At 63.8% G+C, this 21,129-nt stretch carries 18 protein-coding genes; 14 read left to right on the forward strand and 4 right to left on the reverse strand.

The window, feature by feature from the left end; all coding sequences use genetic code 11:
• Window positions 1–117: 117 nt before the first annotated feature.
• Window positions 118–2,445: a protein kinase gene (locus tag KA184_05660; protein ID MBP8129048.1), complete on the reverse strand. Its 2,328-nt coding sequence runs from the start codon at window positions 2,443–2,445 to the stop codon at window positions 118–120.
• Between the two features lie 299 nt (window positions 2,446–2,744).
• On the opposite strand from KA184_05660, the gene KA184_05665 reads away from it, so the two are divergent.
• The 8 genes from KA184_05665 (at window position 2,745) to KA184_05700 (ending at window position 9,093) form a co-directional block, all read left to right on the forward strand.
• Window positions 2,745–3,470, forward strand: a complete 726-nt coding sequence (locus tag KA184_05665) for a metallophosphoesterase family protein (protein MBP8129049.1) — start codon at window positions 2,745–2,747, stop codon at window positions 3,468–3,470.
• 19 nt (window positions 3,471–3,489) lie between these two features.
• Entirely contained in the window at window positions 3,490–4,080 is a 591-nt protein-coding gene (gene hisB, locus KA184_05670) for an imidazoleglycerol-phosphate dehydratase HisB (protein ID MBP8129050.1), read from the forward strand.
• On the forward strand, window positions 4,077–4,703 hold the full coding sequence (gene hisH, locus KA184_05675; protein MBP8129051.1) for an imidazole glycerol phosphate synthase subunit HisH: 627 nt from the start codon (window positions 4,077–4,079) through the stop codon (window positions 4,701–4,703). Before hisB ends, hisH begins: the two co-directional genes overlap by 4 nt.
• Window positions 4,700–5,530, forward strand: a complete 831-nt coding sequence (locus KA184_05680; GenBank protein ID MBP8129052.1) for a universal stress protein — start codon at window positions 4,700–4,702, stop codon at window positions 5,528–5,530. The genes hisH and KA184_05680 overlap by 4 nt, the downstream gene beginning before the upstream one ends.
• A 124-nt stretch (window positions 5,531–5,654) precedes the next feature.
• Window positions 5,655–6,530 carry an HDOD domain-containing protein gene (locus KA184_05685; protein MBP8129053.1) on the forward strand — a complete coding sequence of 292 codons (876 nt, stop codon included), beginning with the start codon at window positions 5,655–5,657 and terminating at the stop codon, window positions 6,528–6,530.
• 57 nt (window positions 6,531–6,587) lie between these two features.
• The gene (locus KA184_05690; GenBank protein ID MBP8129054.1) at window positions 6,588–6,806 is read left to right on the forward strand and encodes a hypothetical protein; all 219 of its coding nucleotides are present in this window, start codon (window positions 6,588–6,590) and stop codon (window positions 6,804–6,806) included.
• Between the two features lie 77 nt (window positions 6,807–6,883).
• Window positions 6,884–8,017, forward strand: a complete 1,134-nt coding sequence (locus KA184_05695; GenBank protein MBP8129055.1) for a glycosyltransferase family 4 protein — start codon at window positions 6,884–6,886, stop codon at window positions 8,015–8,017.
• Window positions 8,014–9,093 (forward strand): glycosyltransferase, encoded by a 1,080-nt coding sequence (locus KA184_05700; GenBank protein ID MBP8129056.1) that lies wholly within the window; start codon window positions 8,014–8,016, stop codon window positions 9,091–9,093. Before KA184_05695 ends, KA184_05700 begins: the two co-directional genes overlap by 4 nt.
• A 14-nt stretch (window positions 9,094–9,107) precedes the next feature.
• On the opposite strand, the gene KA184_05705 is transcribed toward KA184_05700, so the two are convergent.
• Window positions 9,108–10,694 (reverse strand): NAD(P)/FAD-dependent oxidoreductase, encoded by a 1,587-nt coding sequence (locus tag KA184_05705; protein ID MBP8129057.1) that lies wholly within the window; start codon window positions 10,692–10,694, stop codon window positions 9,108–9,110.
• 497 nt (window positions 10,695–11,191) lie between these two features.
• On the opposite strand from KA184_05705, the gene KA184_05710 reads away from it, so the two are divergent.
• Window positions 11,192–12,889, forward strand: a complete 1,698-nt coding sequence (locus KA184_05710; protein ID MBP8129058.1) for a hypothetical protein — start codon at window positions 11,192–11,194, stop codon at window positions 12,887–12,889.
• Between the two features lie 2 nt (window positions 12,890–12,891).
• Here the strand turns inward: KA184_05710 and KA184_05715 are convergent, their stop codons facing one another.
• Complete coding sequence (locus KA184_05715; GenBank protein MBP8129059.1) at window positions 12,892–13,584, reverse strand: DUF1080 domain-containing protein; 693 nt, start codon at window positions 13,582–13,584, stop codon at window positions 12,892–12,894.
• Window positions 13,585–13,779: 195 nt separating this feature from the next.
• On the opposite strand from KA184_05715, the gene KA184_05720 reads away from it, so the two are divergent.
• Complete coding sequence (locus KA184_05720) at window positions 13,780–15,462, forward strand: FAD-dependent oxidoreductase (GenBank protein ID MBP8129060.1); 1,683 nt, start codon at window positions 13,780–13,782, stop codon at window positions 15,460–15,462.
• 43 nt (window positions 15,463–15,505) lie between these two features.
• Here KA184_05720 and KA184_05725 read toward each other — a convergent pair whose 3' ends face one another.
• Window positions 15,506–16,486 (reverse strand): aldo/keto reductase, encoded by a 981-nt coding sequence (locus KA184_05725; GenBank protein ID MBP8129061.1) that lies wholly within the window; start codon window positions 16,484–16,486, stop codon window positions 15,506–15,508.
• 162 nt (window positions 16,487–16,648) lie between these two features.
• Between KA184_05725 and KA184_05730 the strand changes: the two genes are divergently transcribed.
• The 4 genes from KA184_05730 to KA184_05745 all read left to right on the forward strand — a co-directional run bounded on the left by KA184_05730 (window position 16,649) and on the right by KA184_05745 (window position 21,127).
• Window positions 16,649–17,170 carry a hypothetical protein gene (locus KA184_05730; GenBank protein ID MBP8129062.1) on the forward strand — a complete coding sequence of 174 codons (522 nt, stop codon included), beginning with the start codon at window positions 16,649–16,651 and terminating at the stop codon, window positions 17,168–17,170.
• Window positions 17,167–17,412 (forward strand): hypothetical protein, encoded by a 246-nt coding sequence (locus KA184_05735; GenBank protein ID MBP8129063.1) that lies wholly within the window; start codon window positions 17,167–17,169, stop codon window positions 17,410–17,412. Before KA184_05730 ends, KA184_05735 begins: the two co-directional genes overlap by 4 nt.
• 200 nt (window positions 17,413–17,612) lie before the next feature.
• A complete protein-coding gene (locus tag KA184_05740) occupies window positions 17,613–19,163 on the forward strand; it encodes a DUF2851 family protein (GenBank protein MBP8129064.1) in 1,551 nt (516 codons plus the stop codon).
• 167 nt (window positions 19,164–19,330) lie between these two features.
• Window positions 19,331–21,127, forward strand: a complete 1,797-nt coding sequence (locus KA184_05745) for a trypsin-like peptidase domain-containing protein (GenBank protein MBP8129065.1) — start codon at window positions 19,331–19,333, stop codon at window positions 21,125–21,127.
• Window positions 21,128–21,129: the final 2 nt, after the last annotated feature.

Here is a 21,129-nt window from a genome sequence, read left to right on the forward strand (position 1 = left end):
AGGGGCGAGACGTGCCTCGCCCCTGTGAAATGCAGGCAAAGCCGGCTTGGTCCTTGCAAGGGTGTTTTCACATCGAACGCGCGACCTCGCTCGTCATGCGGGGCCTCGGGACAGCCGCTAGGCGAACTTGACCTGACGCAGGTTGGCCGCGAGTTCGCGGGCGGTCTGGAATCGCTCGGCGGGCGCTTTCGCGACGCATTTCAGGACGACCTGGTCGAGCAGTTCCGGGATGCCCTCGACCAGTTCGCCCGGACGCGGCGGGTTTTCGGTCTGCTGGCGACTCAGCACGTCGCCGTCCAAGAAGTAGGTCTGTCCGGTCAAGATCTCATGCAGGACAAGACCGAGGGCGTAGAGGTCGGTCCGGGCGTCCACTTCTTCGCCGCGGCACTGCTCAGGCGACATGTAGCACGGCGTGCCCATGACCATATTCGGGCTGGTGAGGCGCATGCCGGTGCCCTTGGCGAGGCCGAAGTCCATTAGTTTCACGAGGCCGCCGCGGGCAATCACGATATTGTCCGGCTTGATGTCGCGGTGGACGATACCGGCGTCGTGGACGGCCTGCAGCGCGGAACATACCTGGCCGATGATGTTGATAGCCTCCCGGGGCGGGATATGCTGCTTCTGCCGCGTGTACCTGTGAAGATCCATTCCCTCTATATATTCCATGGCAATATAGGCGCGGCCTGCGCTGTCGCAGATGTCGTAGATACTTACGATGTTCGGGTGCGAGACCTTGGCTGCGGTGCGCGCCTCGCGCAGGAAGCGCATCCGGTATTCGTCCGAGCCATCGAGCAGTGTGCCCAGGAACTTGAGCGCGACTGGCCGGTCGAGCTGGGTGTCGCGCGCGAGGTAGACGACACCCATGCCGCCGCGTCCCAGTTCCTTTTCAATACGGTAGCGCGCGCCGATGGCGTTGGCGACCATGGTCATGATTTGCGTGGCGTCGTCCGGTCCGGAAGCGTGCTCCGTTCCCATTGCGCTGCCGGCGGGGAAGGCGGTGCGACCAAGGCCGTGTCCCATCGAAATGCGAGACTCGATACTGGACAGCCGCGTCTTGACATCGCGATACCCGACGTTCACGCTCTGGATCTTGAGCAGGACCTGCCTGGATTTTTCGAGTTCGCCAAGCTGTTCATAGGCCAGCGCGAGCATCCAGAAATACTCGATGTTTCCGGTGCGGACTCGTTCGCCCATGAGGTGGTTTTCGAGGGTTGCGGTGCAGTGGGCATAGTCGTGGAGTTCGTAGAAGCACCGGCCGAGCAGGGCGCGGGACTCATTGAAGTGCTGATGGTCTTCTTTCACGTTCTGGAACATCGCGATGGCGCTGTCCCATTTGTCCGCATGCACGAGAGCAAAGCCGGCGCCAAAAAACTCGCCTGCTCTTTCGTAACACTCGGCGGCGCTGACGGGGTCGAGCGCCTTCGAGAAGCAATCGCCCGCCTTTCGCCATTCCTGGCCGCCGCGGTAAGCCATGCCGGCTTCCTTCCAGAGTTGCTTCGATTCGTAGTAGCGCGCGCCGATGAGCACGGCCTCGCGTTCTTTGCCTGCTTGCTTCTTGCAGCGCGCGGCGTCCTCGAGGCGGCCCATGTGCAAGAAGACGTCGCCCGCACGATTGAAATCGCCGGCGGCCATAAAGAGGCGGGCGGCAAGGTCAAAGCGCTGCGCGGCCTCAAAACGGGTTGCCACGGCCTCCGCGAGCGCGCGCCTGTCTGCCTCGGGGAGTTTGTCCTTGCCTGCTGTCTCGCTCAGCAGGGCGTAACACTGGTCGGCGGCTTTGACCTGAAGGTCGCCCCCGTCGCGCGTCTGGGCGAAATAGTTCTTGAACATCGCGGCGGCCTGCGGGTAGCGGCCCGCTTTTGCATAGGCGGATGCGGCGCCGGGCAAGTCGCCCAGTCTGGCATATGCTTTCGCGGCGGCCATGTCTTTGCCCTTTTCCGCGAAGAAACGCGCGGCGGTGGCGTAATCGCCCGCGCGCAGGAGCATGCGCGCGGCCTTGAGCGTCTTGCCGGCCTTGGCCCATTCCATTGCGGCGCGCCGCTTGTCGCCGGCCTTGCGAAACCAGCGGGCGGCCTCTCGAGGCCGGTTCAACGAAGCATAGATCTCGCCGAGACGGTCATAACGCTTGGCGCGTTTCAGAGGTTCGATCGTGCCTTCGAGGTCCTTCGTGGCTTCAATTGACTGCACAAACCTGGAGTCTTGCGGACCCAGAGGGGAAGCGGTGGTGCCATCGAGCACGACGGCATCGCGCAACTTGCGTTTGCGCACGATACGCAGAAAGTAGAGGTACAGTTCGTAAATGACGAAAAGGATGACAATCGAGAGCAGGATTTTCAGGACCAGTGGCCAGGGCGGGTCCAGCGGTTGTCCTTTGAAAAACCATTGCTGGATGAGCCCGAGGAATTTGCCTAATATCCCATCCCAATACCAGGAAATGAACTTGCTCATGATTAGCACCCCGCGGGAAACGGCCTCGTTACCCGCGCAACATCGTAAAGCATGCCTTTTGTGTAGCGCAAGCGTGTCGGGATTCGCCCCTGCGAGGGCAGAAAGAGCCGTCTCTGAAACATTTGAAACTGTACGGAGTTTACAGGCAGAATAGCGTCACGAAAGGCCCTGATTGGCGAGTCTTCACCGGGTAGCACGAACTTGGATGCGGCGGCGCTGAGCGGGGAGGTGGTGTGCGCGAATCCCGGTCTATTCTGGGCGACAAGAGCCTCTGTGCTTTTGCCGAGGAGGTGTTTCGTTTGAGGTACGCGATCATTTCAGACATCCACGCGAATCTGGAGGCGTTCGAGGCTGTCCTGGAACGGATCGATGTACTGGGCGTGGACCAGATAGTCTGCCTCGGCGACGTGGTAGGCTACAACGCCAATCCGAATGAGTGCGCCAATCTGGTGCGGGAACGGAAAATCCCCACCATTATGGGAAATCATGACGCAGTGGCATGCCTGCTGGAGGAGCCGTGGGGCTTCAATCCGGTGGCGCTGGCTGCCGCATTGTGGACCCGAGAACAGCTTTCCGAGGAGAATCTGGCTTGGTTGCAGGGCTTGCCGGGACAGATACGGACCGAGCATTTCATGGCGGTCCATGGCGCGCCCGGCGACCGGGACATGTATCTGTTCGGCTGGGAAGATATCAGCGCCCATTTGCCGTTCTTGGAGGAGAGCGGAAGCCGCTTATGTTTGTTTGGGCATACGCATACGCCCGGGATATTCTCGGCGGACGGCGTTTACACAGTGGACGACGAGGGCAAATTCTTCTTGACCGGCGAAAAGGCCTTTTTCATAAATCCGGGTTCCGTGGGACAACCGCGGGACGGCGACCCGAGAGCGGCCTTCGGTTTGTTGGATACGGAGAAGAATGAATACGAGCAGGGACGCGTAAGTTATCCGGTTGAACGCGCGTACGCGCGAGTTATCGAGGCGGGATTGCCGCCGTTTCTGGCGGAACGGCTGACTATGGGCCGCTAACCAGTGGGACGATTCGAGAATGAGGCAGGCAAACATATCGCGCAGCACGGCGGAGACGACGATCACCGTTGTGCTGAAGCTTGACGGCGAAGGCAAGGCCGAGGTGCGCACGGGTGTCGGTTTCCTCGATCACATGTTGACGCATATCGCGCGGCACGGACTGTTTGACGTGACGGTGTCCGCCAAAGGCGACCTCGAAACGGATGCGCACCACACGGTTGAAGACATAGGCATCTGTCTGGGCAAGGCATTTCACGCCGCAGTAGGCACGCCGGCGGGATTGTCGCGCTTTGGCCACGCGGTCGTGCCGATGGATGATGCGCTGGCGGAAGCGGCGGTGGATTTCTGCGGCCGGCCGTTCCTGGCATTCGAAGCGGCCTTTGCAAAGCCGCAGGTAGGTGAATTCGACGTGGAATTGACGGAGGAATTCTTCCGGGCATTCGCGACACACAGCAAGGTGACGCTGCACCTGCTGTTGCGGCACGGGAAGAACGTGCACCATTGCATCGAAGCGCTGTTCAAGGCGTTCGCGCGCGCCATGCGCGAGGCCGTGCGCATCGACCCGCGGATAGCGGGCATTCCTTCGACGAAAGGGACCTTGGAAGCGTGATCGCGATTGTTGACTATGGCCTGGGCAACCTGCGCAGTGCGCAAAAGGGTTTGGAGAAGGCCGGCGCGCATGCCGTTGTCACGGATAATCCGGTGCGGATCGCGGCGGCGGACGCCGTCGTGCTGCCCGGCGTCGGCGCGTTCAAGGACTGCTATGATGGTCTGGCGTCGCGCGGATTGGTTGGGCCGGTAACCGAGGCCGCTAACAGCGGGCGGCCCTTTCTCGGTATCTGCGTGGGGCTGCAATTGCTGTTCGAATCCAGCGAGGAAGGCGAAGGCTCGCGCGGCTTGGGTATTTTCCCGGGCCGCGTCGTCCGTTTTCCGGACCTGCGCCGGGCCGGTCTGAAGGTACCGCACATGGGCTGGAACCGCGTGACGCGGACCGGACAGGACTGTCCGTTGCTTCCGAATGGCGATGCGCCTTACGCATACTTTGTCCACAGCTACTATGCGCAACCTTCAGACGCGCGGCTGGTGCTGGCGACCGCGGAGCATGGCGTAAGCTTCCCGGCCATCGTCGGGCGTGACAACGTGTTTGCGGTCCAGTTTCATCCGGAAAAGAGCCAGGAAGCGGGTATCGCGCTGCTGCGCGCGTTCGCGAGACTGGCAGAGGGCGGGACATGATCAAGCGTATCCTCGTGCCTACGGATGGCAGTGATGCCGCTGCGGTGGGCGTTCGCTATGCGATTGCCCTGGCGCTGAGGTGCGGGGCCACGGTATGCGGACTGCACGTGGTCGACGTGAAATTGCTCGAGGGGCCTTTTCTGCGCGATTTGTCGGCCTCGCTCGGGACGGCGCCTTACGTGAACTACCAGGGCAACATTGCGCTGCTGCTGGAAGAGCGGGGTCGCGCTGCCCTTGATGCATTCGAGCGGATGTGCGCGGAAGCGGGCGTGCCCTGCGAGGTGGCGCAATCCACGGGCATCGTGCCGCGTGAGATTGTGGAACGCAGCGGCCTCGCGGACGTCGTGGTGATGGGCAAGGGCGGAGAACACAGTCCCTGGCTCGAAGGCGTGCTGGGTTCGACTACCGAGGCAGTCGTGCGGCGCTCTCGCCAGCCCGTTCTCGTCACCGGTACGGACCGGCTGGGCAGCGAGAGACTTCTGGCGGCCTACGACGGCAGCCCGCACGCGGACCGCGCCCTGAAAGTGGCGGCGGAATTGTCCGCTGCATGGAGAGCGGCTTTGCACGTGTTGGTAGTGGGCGATGAAACGTGCGCGGATTCCGCCGCGGAAGCGCGCCAGTACTTGCTGGCTCACTCCGTAGAGGCGGCCTGGGAACACCGTGGCGGCGATCCGCGCGAGGAAATCGTGGCGTACGCCAAGACGTTCAAGGCTGACCTCCTGATTATGGGCGCGTACGGGCACAGCAAGGTGCGCGAACTCGTCCTTGGCAGCACGACGAACTACACCGTCCGCCATGCGCCGTGTCCCGTGCTGCTTACACGCTAGCACGAGGACCGGCCGGTGGCGCGTTCGCCGGGCAGATGGCATTGAGGCATGGCGGGAAGGGGACCGGTCGTGGCAGGTGTTGCAGATAGTCGCGTCCCATCAGGGACGCAGGGAAGGCGTAATAATGCATGCAGAAGAGGCATTGGAACGAGTAATAGCGTCAGTAGGCGACCTTCCGGCGATGCCGGCGGTGGTTTCCGAGGTCCTGCGCATGACGGAAGACCCTGCCTCGGAACTGGCGCAGGTGGGCCGGACCGTTCAGGCCGACCCGGCGCTGACGGCGAAGATCCTGCGCGTGGCCAATTCCTCGTATTACGGGATGAAACAATATGTGGGGACGCTGAAGCTGGCGCTCGTGATTCTGGGGGTGCGCGAGATTCGCAACATTGTCCTGGGCATAAGCGTATTCGAGACGCTGCGCTCCAAAAGCGACGACGTGCGCACGGGACAGGAAATCTGGTCGCATTCCCTGCGCGTAGCCGCGATTGCCAAGAGCCTGGGCGCGGAGATGGGCCTGGGCTTACAAGGAGAAGAATTCATTACCGGGTTGCTTCACGACATCGGCAAGATGGTGCTGCTTTGCCAGTTGGGCAAGGGCTACGCCCGTATCTACGATGAATACAAGAACGATCAGCAGGCCCTGTACACGGTCGAACAGGAGGAGTTCGGATTCACAAACGCCGATGTGGCCATGGCGCTGGCGCGGCGCTGGAACCTGCCGCAGGGACTTGCCGACGCGTTGTGGTATCAGTACCCGGACCCGGACCGGCCTTTGAGAAACGCCAAAGACCCCAAGCTGGCCGCAGTGGTCCGGATTGCGAAACGCGCCGCGCGCGACGACTTTAGTCTGGCCGAAGCGACGGCGATAAAGGCTCTGCAGGACACGGAGGCATGGGAGTCGCTGGAAGGAGTGAAACGGGTCATCACGCCGGACATGCGCCGCGAGGTTCTGGCTCGCTTTGTTCAGAAAGTCACGGAAGGCCCGGAGATTCCGTTCTGATGCAACTGTGGCCGTGCACCGCAAGCATGACGGCACAAGGCTGATATAGGGTAGGCTATGTCCAAGAAAGAAAAAGTGACCCTGGTACGGTCTGATGATTTCGAGAAGGTCGACCAGGAATTGACCGACGCCATGGCCCTTCTGGATTCCGCGAATGACCGCGTGAATGCGCTTTTGCAGGCGGCGCCCGAGTCGGAGAGAAGCGCTGCCGCGCAAGCACCGTCGGCGGACGGCGCCGCGGAGGACGCCGGGCGGGCGCCCGAGGGACAGGGGTGAACCCGAGAGCCTATCCGGCGGTGCCGCGGAACCGGGCTTACAATGAGCCTGTGCGCGGGGAATCACTCCATATATTGATGACGGATCCGCACTTGGCGGGTGGTGGTCAGGTCCGTTACGTTTCGAATCTGGCGCGGGAACTGCGCCGGCTTGGTTATCGCGTTACTATCGGGTGCAAAGGCGGCAGCGTGCTGGTGGCGCGCGCCGCGGAAGCGGGCGCGGAGCCTTATGACCGGTTCGCGTTCAAGGGCGGGCTGAGACCCCGGGCCTGGGCGCGCGATATCTGGCAGGTGAAGTCCTATATTCGTGCCGCATCGCCTGATGTGATCCACGCAAGCGGTTCTCAGGACCACTGGGTCTGCGCCCTCGCGAACCGCCTCATGGGGAGGCCTGTCTGCCTGGTCCGGACCCGGCATAACACCTATCCGGTGAAAGACCACCTGCCCAACCGCGTGCTCAACCACGACTGGACCGACTACCAGATTGTCGTCTGCGATGTCGTGCGGCGGAACCTGGCCGCCCAGCGGGCGTTTGACGCGGACCGCATGTGCTCAATACACAACGGGGTCGATGCCGCGCAGTTCCGGCCCGACCCGGGACTCCGCAGCCAAATGCGGGCCGCATTCGGCTATGGGGAGCAGGACTTTGTGTGCGGCATAGCGGCGCGGCTGGTTCCTGCCAAAGGGCACGAGTTTCTTTTCAAGGCCGTCGCCGCGATTCGGACAAGCGCGCCGCACGTCCGCGTGCTCGTGCTGGGGCAGGGCGACCTGGAGCAGCCGCTGCGCGCGCTGGCGGACGGCCTGGGTATCGCGGATATCGTGCAGTGGGCGGGTTTCCGCGAAGATATGGCCGCGTGCGTGCAGGCCTTTGACGTGGGCGCGCAGCCGTCCATCGACTGTGACACGTCGTCGTTCAGCCTGAAGGAGCAGATGGCCGCGGAGATTCCCGTGATTGCCTCGGATTATGGCGGCCTGACGGAAATCCTCACGGACGGGGTTGAGGGCTACATCGTGCCAGCGGGCACGGTGACGCCGCTTGCGGATGCCTTGCGGCGCCTGTTCAAGTCGGATGCGGACCGGAAGCGCATGGGCGCGGCGGGCCGGCAGCGTGTCTTGCGCGAGTTCACAATCGAGGTGTTCGCGGCGCGTACGGTCGAGGCCTATCACCGGGCAATATCGGTTCACCGCGAACGCAGGGGAAGACCGTCGTGATTGTCGCGCACTTGGATGAGCAGATGGACTGGCGCGGCGGCGAGCAGCAGGTCAGCTGGCTTGTGCAGGGACTTGCCGCGTCCGGCCACGGCGTGATCCTGGCCGGAAAGCCGAAAAGCGCGTTTCTGCAATCCGACCATGGAGGAATTACCGCCGAGCGGATAGAGCTCCCAGTGCGCGGTGAATGGGACGTGTGGTCTGCGCGGCGTCTGGCGCGTATCATCCGCGAGCGGTCCGTGGATATTGTGCATGCGCATACAAGCCACGCTCATGCTGTCGCCTGTATGGCGCGGAATTGGGCGGGACGCGGCAAAGTCGTGGTGTCGCGGCGCGTGGATTTCACGCCGCGCCGCGGACCGCTCAATCGCTGGAAGTACCGAGCGCCGGACCTGTTTCTTTCGGTGTCCCGCAAGGTCGATGAGGTGCTGGCGGCATACGGTGTTCCGGCGCGGTTGCGCGCGGTCGTGCACAGCGCGGTTGACCTGTCACGGGCTGAGGCGCCGCCGTTGTCGCGACTCGAACTGGGTGTCCCGGAAGCCGCGCCGTTGCTCGTCACCGCGGGGGCGCTCGTTGGACACAAGGACCACGCCAATCTGGTTGACGCGATGCCCGCGGTACGGCACGATTTCCCGGGAACACGGCTGCTTATCGCGGGCGACGGCAAGTTGCGCCGGGAATTGGAGAGACGCATCACGAACCTTGGGCTGGAGGAGTGTGTCACGCTCCTGGGGCATCGCTCAGACGCGCCGCGGATTATCCGGGCCGCGGATGTGTACGTGTCGTCGAGCTGGTCCGAAGGGCTGGGCACGTCGGTCCTGGAGGCGCTGGCGGGCGGCACGCCCGTGGTCGCGACGATGGCGGGCGGGGCCGCGGAGATGGTGCTGCCAGGCGAGACGGGCTACCTCGTGCCTTGCCGCGACCCGGAGGCGCTGGCCGACGCGATCGTGATGAGTCTGCGATACCGCGACAAGGCGCGCGCCATGGCCGCCCGGGGAAGAAACCTGGCAATCGAACAGTTTGGGGTCGAACGGATGGTCCGGGAGACTATTCGGGCGTATGAAATGCTGCTGCGGTAACGAGCGCGCCGCGATCAATCGCCTTCGCCCAGTTCTTCGAGATACTCTCCTTCCGTGTTGACGTTCCAGACGTTCGCCTTGTCCGTTTGGCCCGCGATGATGTTGTCTACGGCTTTCATTGCCGTGAGCATCGAGTGATCCTGATTGTTGTATTTGTGCATGCCGTTGCGGCCGACCAGGAACAGGTTCTCGACGGGGTCCAGACATGCGCGAATTTCGTCAAATCGGTTATACGCGCCCCAATAGGCGGGATAGGCCTTTTCGACGCGGACCACGACACCGTCCAGCACATCTCCCGGCACGACCGCGCCGAGCCGCGCCAATTCCTTGGACGCCAGATCGAGTATCGCTTCGTCGGAGAGGCGCCAGACCGCGTCGTCCCGGGTGCAGAAATACTCGAGGCCCAGCCAGTAATGGTCCGGCCGCGCTACCATATAGCGGCTCCAGTTGTTGTAGATCTGCAGTCGCCCCAGTTTCACGTCTGGTTCCTGGACATAGAGCCAGCTGTCCGTCAGCGGGCCTTTCGCAGCGCCTTCGTGAAGGCGCAGTTCCCGTACGCACATGCCCACGGTGATGAAGTCCCGGTAACACAGGCCCTGCGCCACTTCGCGCACCGCGTCCGGCGGCGCGGGGTCGAGTCCCGCGACTACTTCGGACACCGGCATGGACGAAAACACGAAGTCGGGCGTGAAGCGTTCGGTCTCTCCCGTTTGCAGATTTACCGCGCGCACCTCCGTAATGCGATTACCGGCAAGGGCGAGCCCGGTGACGCGCCGGTGATGGAGCAGCACCCCGCCGCGTTCCTTCACACGCTGTGCCGCTTCTTCCCAGAGTTGTCCCGGACCGAACTTCGGATACAGGAAATTCTCTGCCAGCGACGTGCTCGTTTGCGCTGCGTCGTGCCGCGCCAGCCGGAGTTGGCCGCGCAACCAGTGGCCCAGCGCCTTCGCGACGGACAGGTCCTTGATGCGTTGCGCGCCCCATTCGGCGCTGATGGCGTGGCACGGCATGCCCCACACCTTTTCCGTGTACGACTCGAAGAAAGTGTGATACAGGGCGTCGCCGAAGCGGTTGATGAGGAAGTGTTCCAGGTTTTCGACAGGCCGAACGGGCGAAATGGCCCGGCGCAGGTAGCTGAGGCCGATACGCGCCATCCGCTGCAGGCCGAGTTTGCGCAAGACGGAGGGCGTCAATCGCAGCGGATAGGGGAACAGCTTGCGGTCGAACAGGATGCTCGATTTGCGCCCGCGCAGCAGCATGACGCGGTCTTCGATATCGGGATCCGGGCCATCGCGCGCCCCCTGCACGTGGCGCGACCGATTCTGGTAGCGCAGGGTGATCGCATTCGCGTCGCAACGCTGCAGCGGCAGAATGTTGAACCACCAGTCGAGCACGCGATCGGATTTTGAAAAGAACCGGTGCCCGCCCATGTCGATGCGATTGCCCTGAAATTCGTGCGTGCGCGCCAGACCGCCGACATAGCCGCTGCGTTCCAGAACTACCGGAACGATGTCCGTGCGCGTGGCGAGTTCATAGGCCGCGGTGATGCCCGCAGGACCCGCGCCGATGATGATGGCGTGTCGCGACGTTACAGGAGCCATGCATTGCCTTTTCTTGACTTATCCCGCTGAAACATTGCGCATTTCAGGACGGTGACGGCATTCTAAATGATGGACCGTACGGGATGAAATTGCGAGACCGGATGCAGGCGTGACGGTGTCTTGTTTGGGCGGTAGCATTCACGTGAGGACGCGTCCCAGCCAAGGGAGGCGGTTGGACGATGTTCGAGGTAGTGCAGACAGGATGGGCTCTGCCATAAGGGCGCGCCGCACAATCGCAACCAAGGGGACGGGCGTGGTTCCCTGCGAGGGGACCTCTGGTGCGCGCGCCCGGCAGGACCGATGGCGGCGCGGACAGCGGGGCCTCCAATTCGCCCTCCGTCATCGCCCCGGGCAGTGGCCAGCATACCCCTGCCCGCCGTTCCAGCGGTTGGACGCGCCGGTGCGAGGCTCAGCTGGAATAATGCCGGAATGGGGTGGAAGCGGGGATCGTCGCGTGATACACTGCGTCGCCGAAGCCGAAGCAGGGACTGTAGTTCATGAATATCTTCACGAAGACGAAGACGATCTACGATTTTATCAAGTGGCGGGTCACGTGGGACTGGCGGAACACGCACTATAGGTACACGGTGCCGGGCAACCCGCGTTTCATGGGGCCGCGCGACGCGGTGAAGCTTATTCGCGACGGCGCGGTGGTGGGCCTGACGGGCCTGGGCGCAAACATGCGCGCGTCGATCATGTATTGGGCCATGCGCGAGGTGTTTCAGGAAACGGGGCATCCGCGCGGGCTGACGCTCTTGTGTCCCGGCGGTTTCGGCGGGCGCGGGCGCGTGCCGGGCACGCCGGAGGAACTGGGGCTGGACGGGCTCTGCACGCGCCTCTTCACGGGGCACACGGAGACGTTCAAGTCCCTCCTGCGTCTGGCGGACCAGGGCAAGCTGGAATTGCAGTGCATCCCGCAGGGCACGTTTATCCTGCTGATAGCGGCGATGGCGGATGGCGCGGAATCGCTGTTGACGGACACGGGCTGTGGCACGTTCATCGACCCGCGCGTCGGCCCGGGTTCGCGGGTCATGAACACGGGTCCGCAGTACGTTCAAGTGGAAGACGGGAAGCTGCGGTACACGTGCCCGAAACTCGACGTGGCGGTGTTCAATGTGCCGGCCGCGGACCGCAAGGGCAACCTGTACGTGAAACGCGCGGCCATGATCGGCGAGAGCCGCGAGATGGCGCGGGCGGCAAAGAGCAACGGCGGCATCGTGATTGCGAATGTAGGCAAGATCGTCAAGGAGGGTTACGACGAGGTGTTCCTGCGCGCGGACGAGGTTGACGCCGTCGTCCATTATCGGAGAACGGAGCAAACCGGCTCGAAGTACCATCGGCGCCCGCTGAAGTTCCTGACCACGGAGAGCAATCTGTCGCTGGACGAAGCGATTGAGCGCGTGCGCTACGTCAACCGGCTCGTCGGCGTGACGCCGCTGCGCTCGGAAGTTGACGCGGCCGTGGCGCGCCTTGCTGCGGTCGTGTTCGAAGAGCGCCTGCGCAAGGGCTGCCTCGTCAATTTTGGCGTGGGCATGCCGGAAGAAGTGTCGCGCCTGCTGTACGACAGCGGCCTGTTCAAAGACATGACGGGCTTCACGGAAAGCGGCGTATTCGGCGGCGTAGCCGCGCCGGGCATCTTCTTCGGCGCGGGCATTAACCCGACGGAGGTGGTGTCGTCGGCGGAAGCGTTCCGGCGCATGTACCGGCATCTGGACGCGACCGTGCTCGGGTTCCTGCAGGTAGACGCCGACGGCAATGTGAATGTGTCGAAACGCGGCGAAGGCGCGATCAATTACGTCGGTCCGGGCGGCTTCATCGACATCACGACGTGCGCGCAGCATATTTTCTTTGTAGGCGCATGGATGGCCAACGCGAAGTTCGCCATTGCCGACGGCGGCATCCGCGTCGAAAAACCGGGGCCTGTGAAGTTTATGGAACGCGTGGACGAGATCACCTTCAGCGGCGTGGAAGCGCTCAAACGCGGCCAGAAGGTCTTCTACATCACGCACGTGGGCGCGTTCCGCCTGACCGAACGGGGCATGGAATTATTCCGTGTCATGCGGGGCATCGACGTGCAGCGCGACGTGATCCAGGCCACGCCGATGAAGATCGTGCTGCCCGAAGACGGGGCGCCGCCCGTTGTCGATGCGTCGGTGATTACCGGCCGCGGCCTGAAACTGTCCCTGCCCGCGTAAGGCTATTCGAGCGGCTCGAGGCGCACCATGCGGAACTCGATGGGCGTGCCTTCGCTCTGCAGGCCGATGTAGCCGTCCGTTACCGTGCATTCCGTGGCGACGTTCTGCAATATGCCATTTACGTACACCAGAATCCGGTCTCCCCGGCATTCGATCATGTATTCGTTCCACTCGCCCAGCGGTTTTTCTGTCGCCGTTTCCTTCTTCGGCACGCGGCGGTCGATCTGGCCCTTGTGCTCCTTGAACTCCGTGCCGCCGATGACCCAGAAATCGCCCGCGTTGCCTGACATGAGTTGCGCTTCGATGGATTTCGGCCAGACTTCGTCCTGGTCCTGGATATGCAGCAGCACGCCGTTGTTACCGCCTGCGCCCGGCCAGCGCCATTGCACGCGCAGCCGGTAATTGGCGTATTTCGTTTCCGTGCGCATGTAGCCCGCGGGACTGCCTGTGCAACGGATGACGCCGTCCTGCACGGACCAGACGGCCGCCGGGTCGGCATTGGGGTCGGGGAGGAACAATTTCCAACCCGTGAAGTCCTTGCCATTGAAGAGGTCCACCGGTTCCTTTACGCACGCCACAGGCGCCACAGGGGCGGACTCCGCTTGATCCTTCGCGCATCCGGACGCCGCTTGTTCCTCCGCGCATCCGGACGCCGCGAAACCTGCCAGGGCCAACAGCAGCAACGCGTTTCTCATGAGCACCTCCTCAGCTTTCATTCGTTCGTGTTTCGTGACATCGGCGTTCACATCGCACCAGCGCAACCATTGTACTAATCGCTGCCGTGCCCGCAAAACCGGATGCGAGAACGAATGCTTCCTTGGAATTTCCGCTTCGCCGGTGTATTTTGTATGACCCTCATGGAGAGTTTTGTTCAACGGGAGAATCTCGGCATGAGAAGCAGCAGGAGCATCGTCGTGATTGGCGGCGTTGCGGCGGGCACGAAGGCGGCCTCGCGCGTGGCGCGGCTTGACCCCGCCGCGCAGGTAACGGTAATCGAAAAAGGCGCGCACTTCTCGTACGCGGGGTGCGGGCTTCCTTATTACGTGATGGACCTTGTCCCTGAGCAGAAGGCTCTCTTGAGCACGCCCGCGGGCGTCGTGCGCGACGCGGGTTTCTTCGCGAAGGTCAAGAACATTGCCATCCGCAGCCGCACCGAAGCCGTCGCGATAGACCGTGAACAGCGCCGCGTGCGCGTGCGCGACCTGAACACGCAGGAGGAGACCTGGGTCGGCTACGACACGCTCGTTCTTGCCACGGGGGCGCGCCCGGTGGCGCCGCCGCTGCCCGGCATGGACCTCGAAAACGTCACGCCCGTGCACCACCTGAACGACGCGGAACGAATCAAGGCGTTGCTGGGCTCCGGGGCCGGGCGCGAAGCGGTCATCATCGGCGGCGGCCTCATCGGCGTCGAGATGGCCGAAGCGCTTGTCGAGCGCGGATGCCGCGTAACGCTGGTCGAGATGCTGCCGCAAGTGCTTGCCATGCTCGACTGGGACATGGCGAAGCTCGTCGAGCAGCACATGGCCGCGAAGGGGGTACGCGTGCTCACCGGCGCGCGCGTGATGCGTCTGCAGGGCGAGGGCCGAGTCACGGGTGTCGTGACCAACGAAGGCGAGTACCCGGCCGGCCTGGTTATTGTGGCGGTGGGCGTGCGGCCCAACGCGGAACTCGCGAAGGCCGCGGGGCTTACGGTAGGCGCGCTCGGCGGCATTACCGTGGACGCGCAGATGCGCACGAGCGACCCGCACATCTACGCCGCGGGTGATTGCGTCGAGAACACGAACCTGCTCACGGGCAAGCCGTGTCTCGCGCCGCTCGGTTCCACGGCGAACAAACAGGGCCGCGTCGTGGCGAACAACATCTGCGGCGCGGCAGACACGTTCCCGGGCGTGCTGGGCAGCGCGGTCTGCAAGGTCTTTGACTTTTGTGTGGCGCGCACGGGACTCAGCATGGCGCAAGCGCAGACCGGGGGTCGCGATGTGGTCTCCGTTATCGCGCCCGGACCAGACAAGCCGCACTACATGCCCGCGGCCAAGCCGATTATCCTCAAGCTCGTCGTCGAAAAGATGACCCGGAAACTGATTGGCGCGCAGGCCGTTGGCCCGGGCGCCGGCGACAAGCGCATTGATGTGGCGGCGATGGCCATCACAGCGGGCATGACCGTCGACCAGCTTGCCAAGACGGACCTGTGCTACGCGCCGCCGTTCTCGCCCGCGATGGACAACATCATCACCGCCGCGGACGTGGCGCGGAACAAGCTCGACGGTGTATTCCAGGGCGTCAGCGCGGCCGAGGTGAAGGAGAAGCTCGACCTCGGCGACGATTTCATCCTGCTCGACGCGCGCAGCCCCGGCGAGTTTCGGGAAATGCGCCTGCCGCGCAGCGTCAACATTCCCCTCGGCGCGCTGCGCGCGCGGCACGGCGAACTCAGCAAAGACAAGGAGATTGTCACGTTCTGCAAGGTATCGCTGCGCGGGTACGAGGCCGCCTTGATCCTGAAGGCCGCGGGCTTCCAACGCGTGCGCGTCCTCGATGGCGGCATCGCCGCCTGGCCTTACGACAAGGAGACGTGAAGCACGTCCGGGTCTCTCTGGATTGCGGCTCGCTTTCTCGCCGTTACCAGCCGCGCTTGCGCATTGCGTCCATGGTTTCGCGGTCCGTCGCGAGCGGCGGGTCGATCGACAGCGCAGCGACCGCCGCCCGCTCCTCGGGCGTCAGGCGCAGTTCGAGACAACGGAGCGTCTCGTTGAATTGTTCGAGGTTGCGCGCGCCCACGATCGTCGATGTGACCAGCGGATGGCTCATGACCCACGCCACGGCCAGCGCGGCTGGGGAACGCCCGCGCTCCGCGGCATAGGCGATGAACCGTTTCGTAACCTCGACGTATACCGGGTTGCCGTAGCGCTGGCGGTACATTTCCACCTCCGTCAAGCGTCCCGCCTCGCCGCGCAGGTATTTGCCCGTCAGCATCCCCGCGCCAATCGCGTTATACGGCACAATCGCCAGCCCCGCATAGGCCGCAAGCGGAAGAATCTCCACTTCCGCCTGCCGCTTCAGCAGGCTGTACATCGGTTGCGCCGCTACGACCGGAGGATATCCTCGCGCCTCCGCTACGGCCAGGGCCTTCATCGTCTGCCACGCCGCGAAATTCGACACGGCGATATACATGACCTTGCCCTGTTCGACCAGCGTGTGCGCCGCTCCCAGCGTCTGCTCGATGGCCGCGTTCTCGTCCCAATGATGCAGATACAACAGATCGACGTAATCCGTCTGCAGCCGGCGCAGGCTTTTCTCGACCGCCCGCAGCAGGTTGCGCCGCGACAGGCCCTCGTCGTTCCTGCCTCCGCCCGTAGGAAAATAGACCTTCGTCGCGAGGATCAGTTCGTGCCGGTGCGGGCCGATCCACCGGCCCACGATCTCTTCCGTAACGCCCTTGTTGTAGTTCGTGGCCGTGTCGAAGAAATTGATGCCGGCGTCGAGCGCGCGGTCCATCAGCGCCCGCGACGCCGCCTCGTCCGCCTCATTCCCGAACGTCATCGTCCCCAGCGCCAATTCCGACACCAGCACACCCGTCCTGCCCAGCCGCACGTATTCCATCTGGCTTTGTTCTCCTCTTTCCTGGTCTATGCCGGTTTCGAGTTTATACTCATCCTTCCACGCCTCTGCAAGCGGCTTGGAGAACCCGCGTCGGGGATTGGCCCGAGCGAGCGAGTCCTCGATCGCGACGTGCCTGTACCTTGCAGGGGGGGATACTTGCAGATGACCGGCTGCTCCTCGTCCGCCAATTCGGTGTCGCTCTACGGCGGGGTGGTCCATGTCGAGTCTGGGACTGCCCGTATCCTCAATTGTACCTTCGGAAAAGGCTACTACCTGAGAAACAACAGCGCGGGAGACTCTGGAGGGGCCATTTTCGCGGCGGGAGGCGACATTGCAGTACTGAACAGCACGATTACTGCGAACGCGGCCGCATTGAGCCGCGGAGGCTATGGCGGCGGCCCTGCAATTGATGCCGCAGGCAGCGCGATTTGCCGGGTGGGAAACACAATCATTGCCGGAAACACTGCGATGACGGGCGAGCGCGGGGCAGAGATAGCGGGCGCTTTCGTGAGCCTCGGTCATAATCTCATCGGCGAGGCTGAAGGAGGCACAGGTTACGCGCCAACGGACCTCCTGGGTTCGCTTGACACGCCCTTGCTGCCGCTTATATCCCTTTCGATTGACGACGGAGGCGGTCCGGCAAGTCCGGACCTCACCTACATCCCCTACCCGGCAGCCCGGTGATCGACGCGGGGGACAAAGCGCTGCTGTTCCATCCCGATTTCGTGGGCGGGGCGTGTTTCGATGCGAGGCTGTCGTGTTGCCCGCGGGTGCGGGGGGCCGCGGTGGGCGGCGGCTTGACCTGCACGGGCACACACAGCGCCGACTGCGCGCCGCAGAACTGGCGCATCGAGATTATCGAACTCCTGCGCGTGGTCCAGTTGTACAACATGGGCGGGTATCACGTGTGTTTAGAGTGTGTTTAGAGGGAGAGGACGGGTCTTGCCCAAACCCGTAGCACGGGCGTCTCGTCCGTGTCCGTTCAGGTCGTCATGTTTGCTTGAGTATGGGTGAGACGCCCGCGCCACGGGGGAGTACTTGCCGTGATGTTGCAATGGGCCGGCGGGAACGGTAGGCTAGGTTCCGGTGTATTTCTGGAAGGTTGTGGGTTCCGGGCTTGTCATCCGTGGTTGTTCCGGGAAAAGAAGGCGAATCCTTCGCGGACGTGACCGCTACGCAGGCGCCGCAGTCCGCCGGAAACGCCTTTTCCGAAGAATACGGTTCGTTGCGGTCGCTGCGATTCCACGCGGCGGCGGAAGAGCGCGTTTCGGGGCTGGAGCGCGTGCTGCAGTGCGTCTGGTATGACCATCTCTTCCCGGAGGACGGGCTGCGCTTGGACGACGGCCGCCCGTTGCGCGTGCTGTCGCCCGGGTGGTGGAATCATGGGGAAGGGCCGGACTTCAAGAACGCGCAACTTGAGATAGCGGGCCGGCTGCGCACGGGCGACGTGGAAATCCATTTGCAGCACAACGGCTGGGAGGCCCACGGGCATCACCTGGACCCGCGCTATGACCACGTGTTGGTGCACGTGGTCTTTGAACGGACGCCGCCGGAATCGCCGCCGCACACGTCGCAGGGAAAGCCGCTGCCCACGTTTCTGCTGGCCGATTATGTCGATGCGTCGCTTGAGCGCCTCGCCGAGACCGTGGTGACGGACGCGTATCCCTACGATGTTCCCGCGGCGCAAGGTGCCTGCGCGGCGCTTGCGGTCTGGCGCGACACCGCCGCGCTCGAACATTTCCTCAACCTCGCGGGCGACTGGCGCATCCTCTACAAGGCCCGGGCGCTACGCGAGCGCATGGACCAGCAGGGCGAAGCGCAGGCGGTTTATGAATCGCTTCTGGCCGCGTGCGGCTACGGCCCGTTCAAGCAGCACTTCCGCACTATCGCGCGCCACCTCCCTTACGACCGCGCGCGCCAGTTGGCGCAGCAGGACCCTCTTGTGCTGGAAACGGCACTCTTCCAGGTCGGCGGACTGTTTCCTGAGTCGGCGCCCCCGGGAGGCACGGAATCGCCCCATCACGCGCGGCTCAGCACGCTGCGCCGGGAGCGCCTCGCCGGCCTGCGCGCGCTGCCCCTCGTGTGGCGGCGCACGGGCGTCCGGCCGAATAACTACCCGGAACGCCGCCTTGCCGGGGCCGCGCGGCTGGTTGCGCGCACTGCGCAGGACGGACTGATCGACAACCTGGAGAAGGTCTGGCGGCAGGATATGTCCCATGTGGCGCGGCGGCGGGCATTCGAGGCGCTGTTTCCAGGCCCGATGGGCTTCTGGGCGCAGCACTGCACGTGGACGGGCGCGCCGATGACTCGGCCGATTGCGCCGATCGGCGCGGACCGCGTCCGCGGCATCATCGGCAATGTGTTCGTGCCCGCGGCGCTGGCCCGGGCCCGCCGCGACCGGGACCGGCTGCGGGAGGAACAGGTTTTCGCCTTTTTCGCCGCCTTGCCGCGCGAACCGGAGAACCGGATCATGCGAGTCATGCTGCCGCGCATCCTGGACGGCAGCGTCGCCCTCAAGATGACCTTCCGTATGCAGCAGGGTCTGCTCCAAATGCACGAAGACTGGTGCGAACCGAACCCGTCCTGCCGCAATTGCGCCCTGCTTGCTCATGTGGCCGCGCAACAGCCCAGCCCGCACCCGAAGCAGGGTTTCCCGCCTGGCGCAACGCCGTTGTGATAGACCCTCTGGACGAAAGGGACGACGCAGGGGGGGTGCAGCCGGACTGCGGCCCCACTACTTGGCCGGAAACGGGGTCATCAAGTACACTTGGGGAAGAGTCAAGACGGAAACGCGACGCAGGTGCAGGTGTATTATTACCGCAGCTTCCTGGCAGCAAAGGACTTATGCGGAATCTTCCCCAAAGATGCATCATTCCGGCCCTGATGGTTCTTGGACTAGTCCTGTTACCTCACGGCTATGCGGAGGAGGATTGCGCGTCCTGCGGCGAGCCGGTCCTGGACGCGGTTTCTGAATCACGCCTGGCCGGAGCAGGATTCCCTCTGGACGAATTCCGTCTCTTGACGGCCTGGGAAGAGACTGCAAACGATGGCGCCCTGGTATATGGGTTCCGGATTGCGCCGCGCGAGGGCGGCGCGCCCTTCGACGCATATCTGGACGCCTCAGGCGCGCTTCTGGGCCTCGAAGACCTCGCCAGGATTGGCGTCTTGGCAAAAACCTGGGACGCCCCGCCTTTTTACTGGCCCGCGGAGGTCCAGCCGGGCCTGCCGTTGCTCCGCGAGGAGAGGCCCGCTCCTGCGCCGGTACGCGAGCGGGCGCCGCAGGCGCACGTCACGCTGCCGCCGCTCGACCTTGAGCCGGTGCGCCGCGAAGACGCCGCCGCCGAGGCTGCCGCCCCCAAAGCGCCCGTCCGTTTCGGGGTCTTCCGCGACCTGCCGGTTCCATCGCGCGCCCAAGTGGGGGAGGATGCTTGGGCGGCTCTGCCAAGTGGCGAATCCATCTGCAGCCGGGTGATCGCATCTCCCGGCGCTATCGGCATGCGCGTGCACATCGCGCGCTTCGATGCTCCTGATTCGGCGCTAGTGTACCTGTTCAATCCGGACGCTCAAGACGAGTGCTACGGTCCGTTCGACCCGTGCAACGACTTCTGGACGCCGACCTGTTTTTCAGACCGAGCGGTGGTGCCGTGCGTGCTGCCGCCGGGCGCGAATCCGGCGGATACGTCGCTTGAGATCGACCGGATCATCCATATTTATAAGGGATTCGGCGAACTTCCCTGGAGCAAGGCCGCGGGCGCGTGTAATCTGGACGTGGCCTGCTACGGCGATTGGGCCAATATCGCGCTTGGCGTCGGTGGGCTCGGCACCATCGGCAACGCGGGTTATCTTTGGTGTACGGGCAGCCTGGTCGCCGACGGGGACCCGGCCACGCAAACGCCATTTCTGATGACGGCTCATCATTGCGTAGGTTCGCCATCCGGGGCGAACTCCCTGGAAGTGTACTGGCTTTATCAGCGCCCGGTCTGCGGCGGCAGTGCGCCGGACCCGAAGACCGTGCCGCGCACTACGGGCGGCGCCGACTATCTCATCAGCAGTTCGTCCGAAACCGGAACGGATTTTTCGCTGCTGCGCCTGCGTAACGCGCCGCCCGCCGGTCTGATTTATCTTGGCTTGACCAGCGAAGCGCCCTCTTTGGGAACTGGCGTCACGTGTGTGCATCACCCGAGCGGCGACTATAAGCGCATCTCCTTCGGCGCGCTCAGCGACAGCGGCAGCCCCTCGCTCGGCGGCGCGCCGATGCAACCCCGGACGCGCTTCCACGAAGTGCTGTGGAACGAGGGCACCACGGAACCGGGCTCATCCGGGAGTCCATTGCTGCTTACGGAGGCACAAGTGTTCATCGGCCAGTTGTGGGGCGGCGGCGCCTCGTGTTGGCACCCCGAAGAGCCGGATTACTTCGGCCGTTTTGATGTGACCTTCCCGCTCGTCTCGGACCGCCTCGGCCCGGTGGTGAGCCCGTACGACGTTGACGGCTCGGGTGCCGTGAATGCTTCGGACCTGCAGGTTGTTATCAACGTACTGCTCGGCGAGGCCACCAGCGCCGCCGCTGATGTGGACCGCTCCGGCGGCGCGGACGCGCGCGATTTGCAGCTCGTTGTGCAGGCCATCTTGAGCGGGCGGTGAAC

Source organism: Candidatus Hydrogenedentota bacterium (assembly GCA_018005585.1).
Classification (GTDB): Bacteria; Hydrogenedentota; Hydrogenedentia; order Hydrogenedentales; family JAGMZX01; genus JAGMZX01.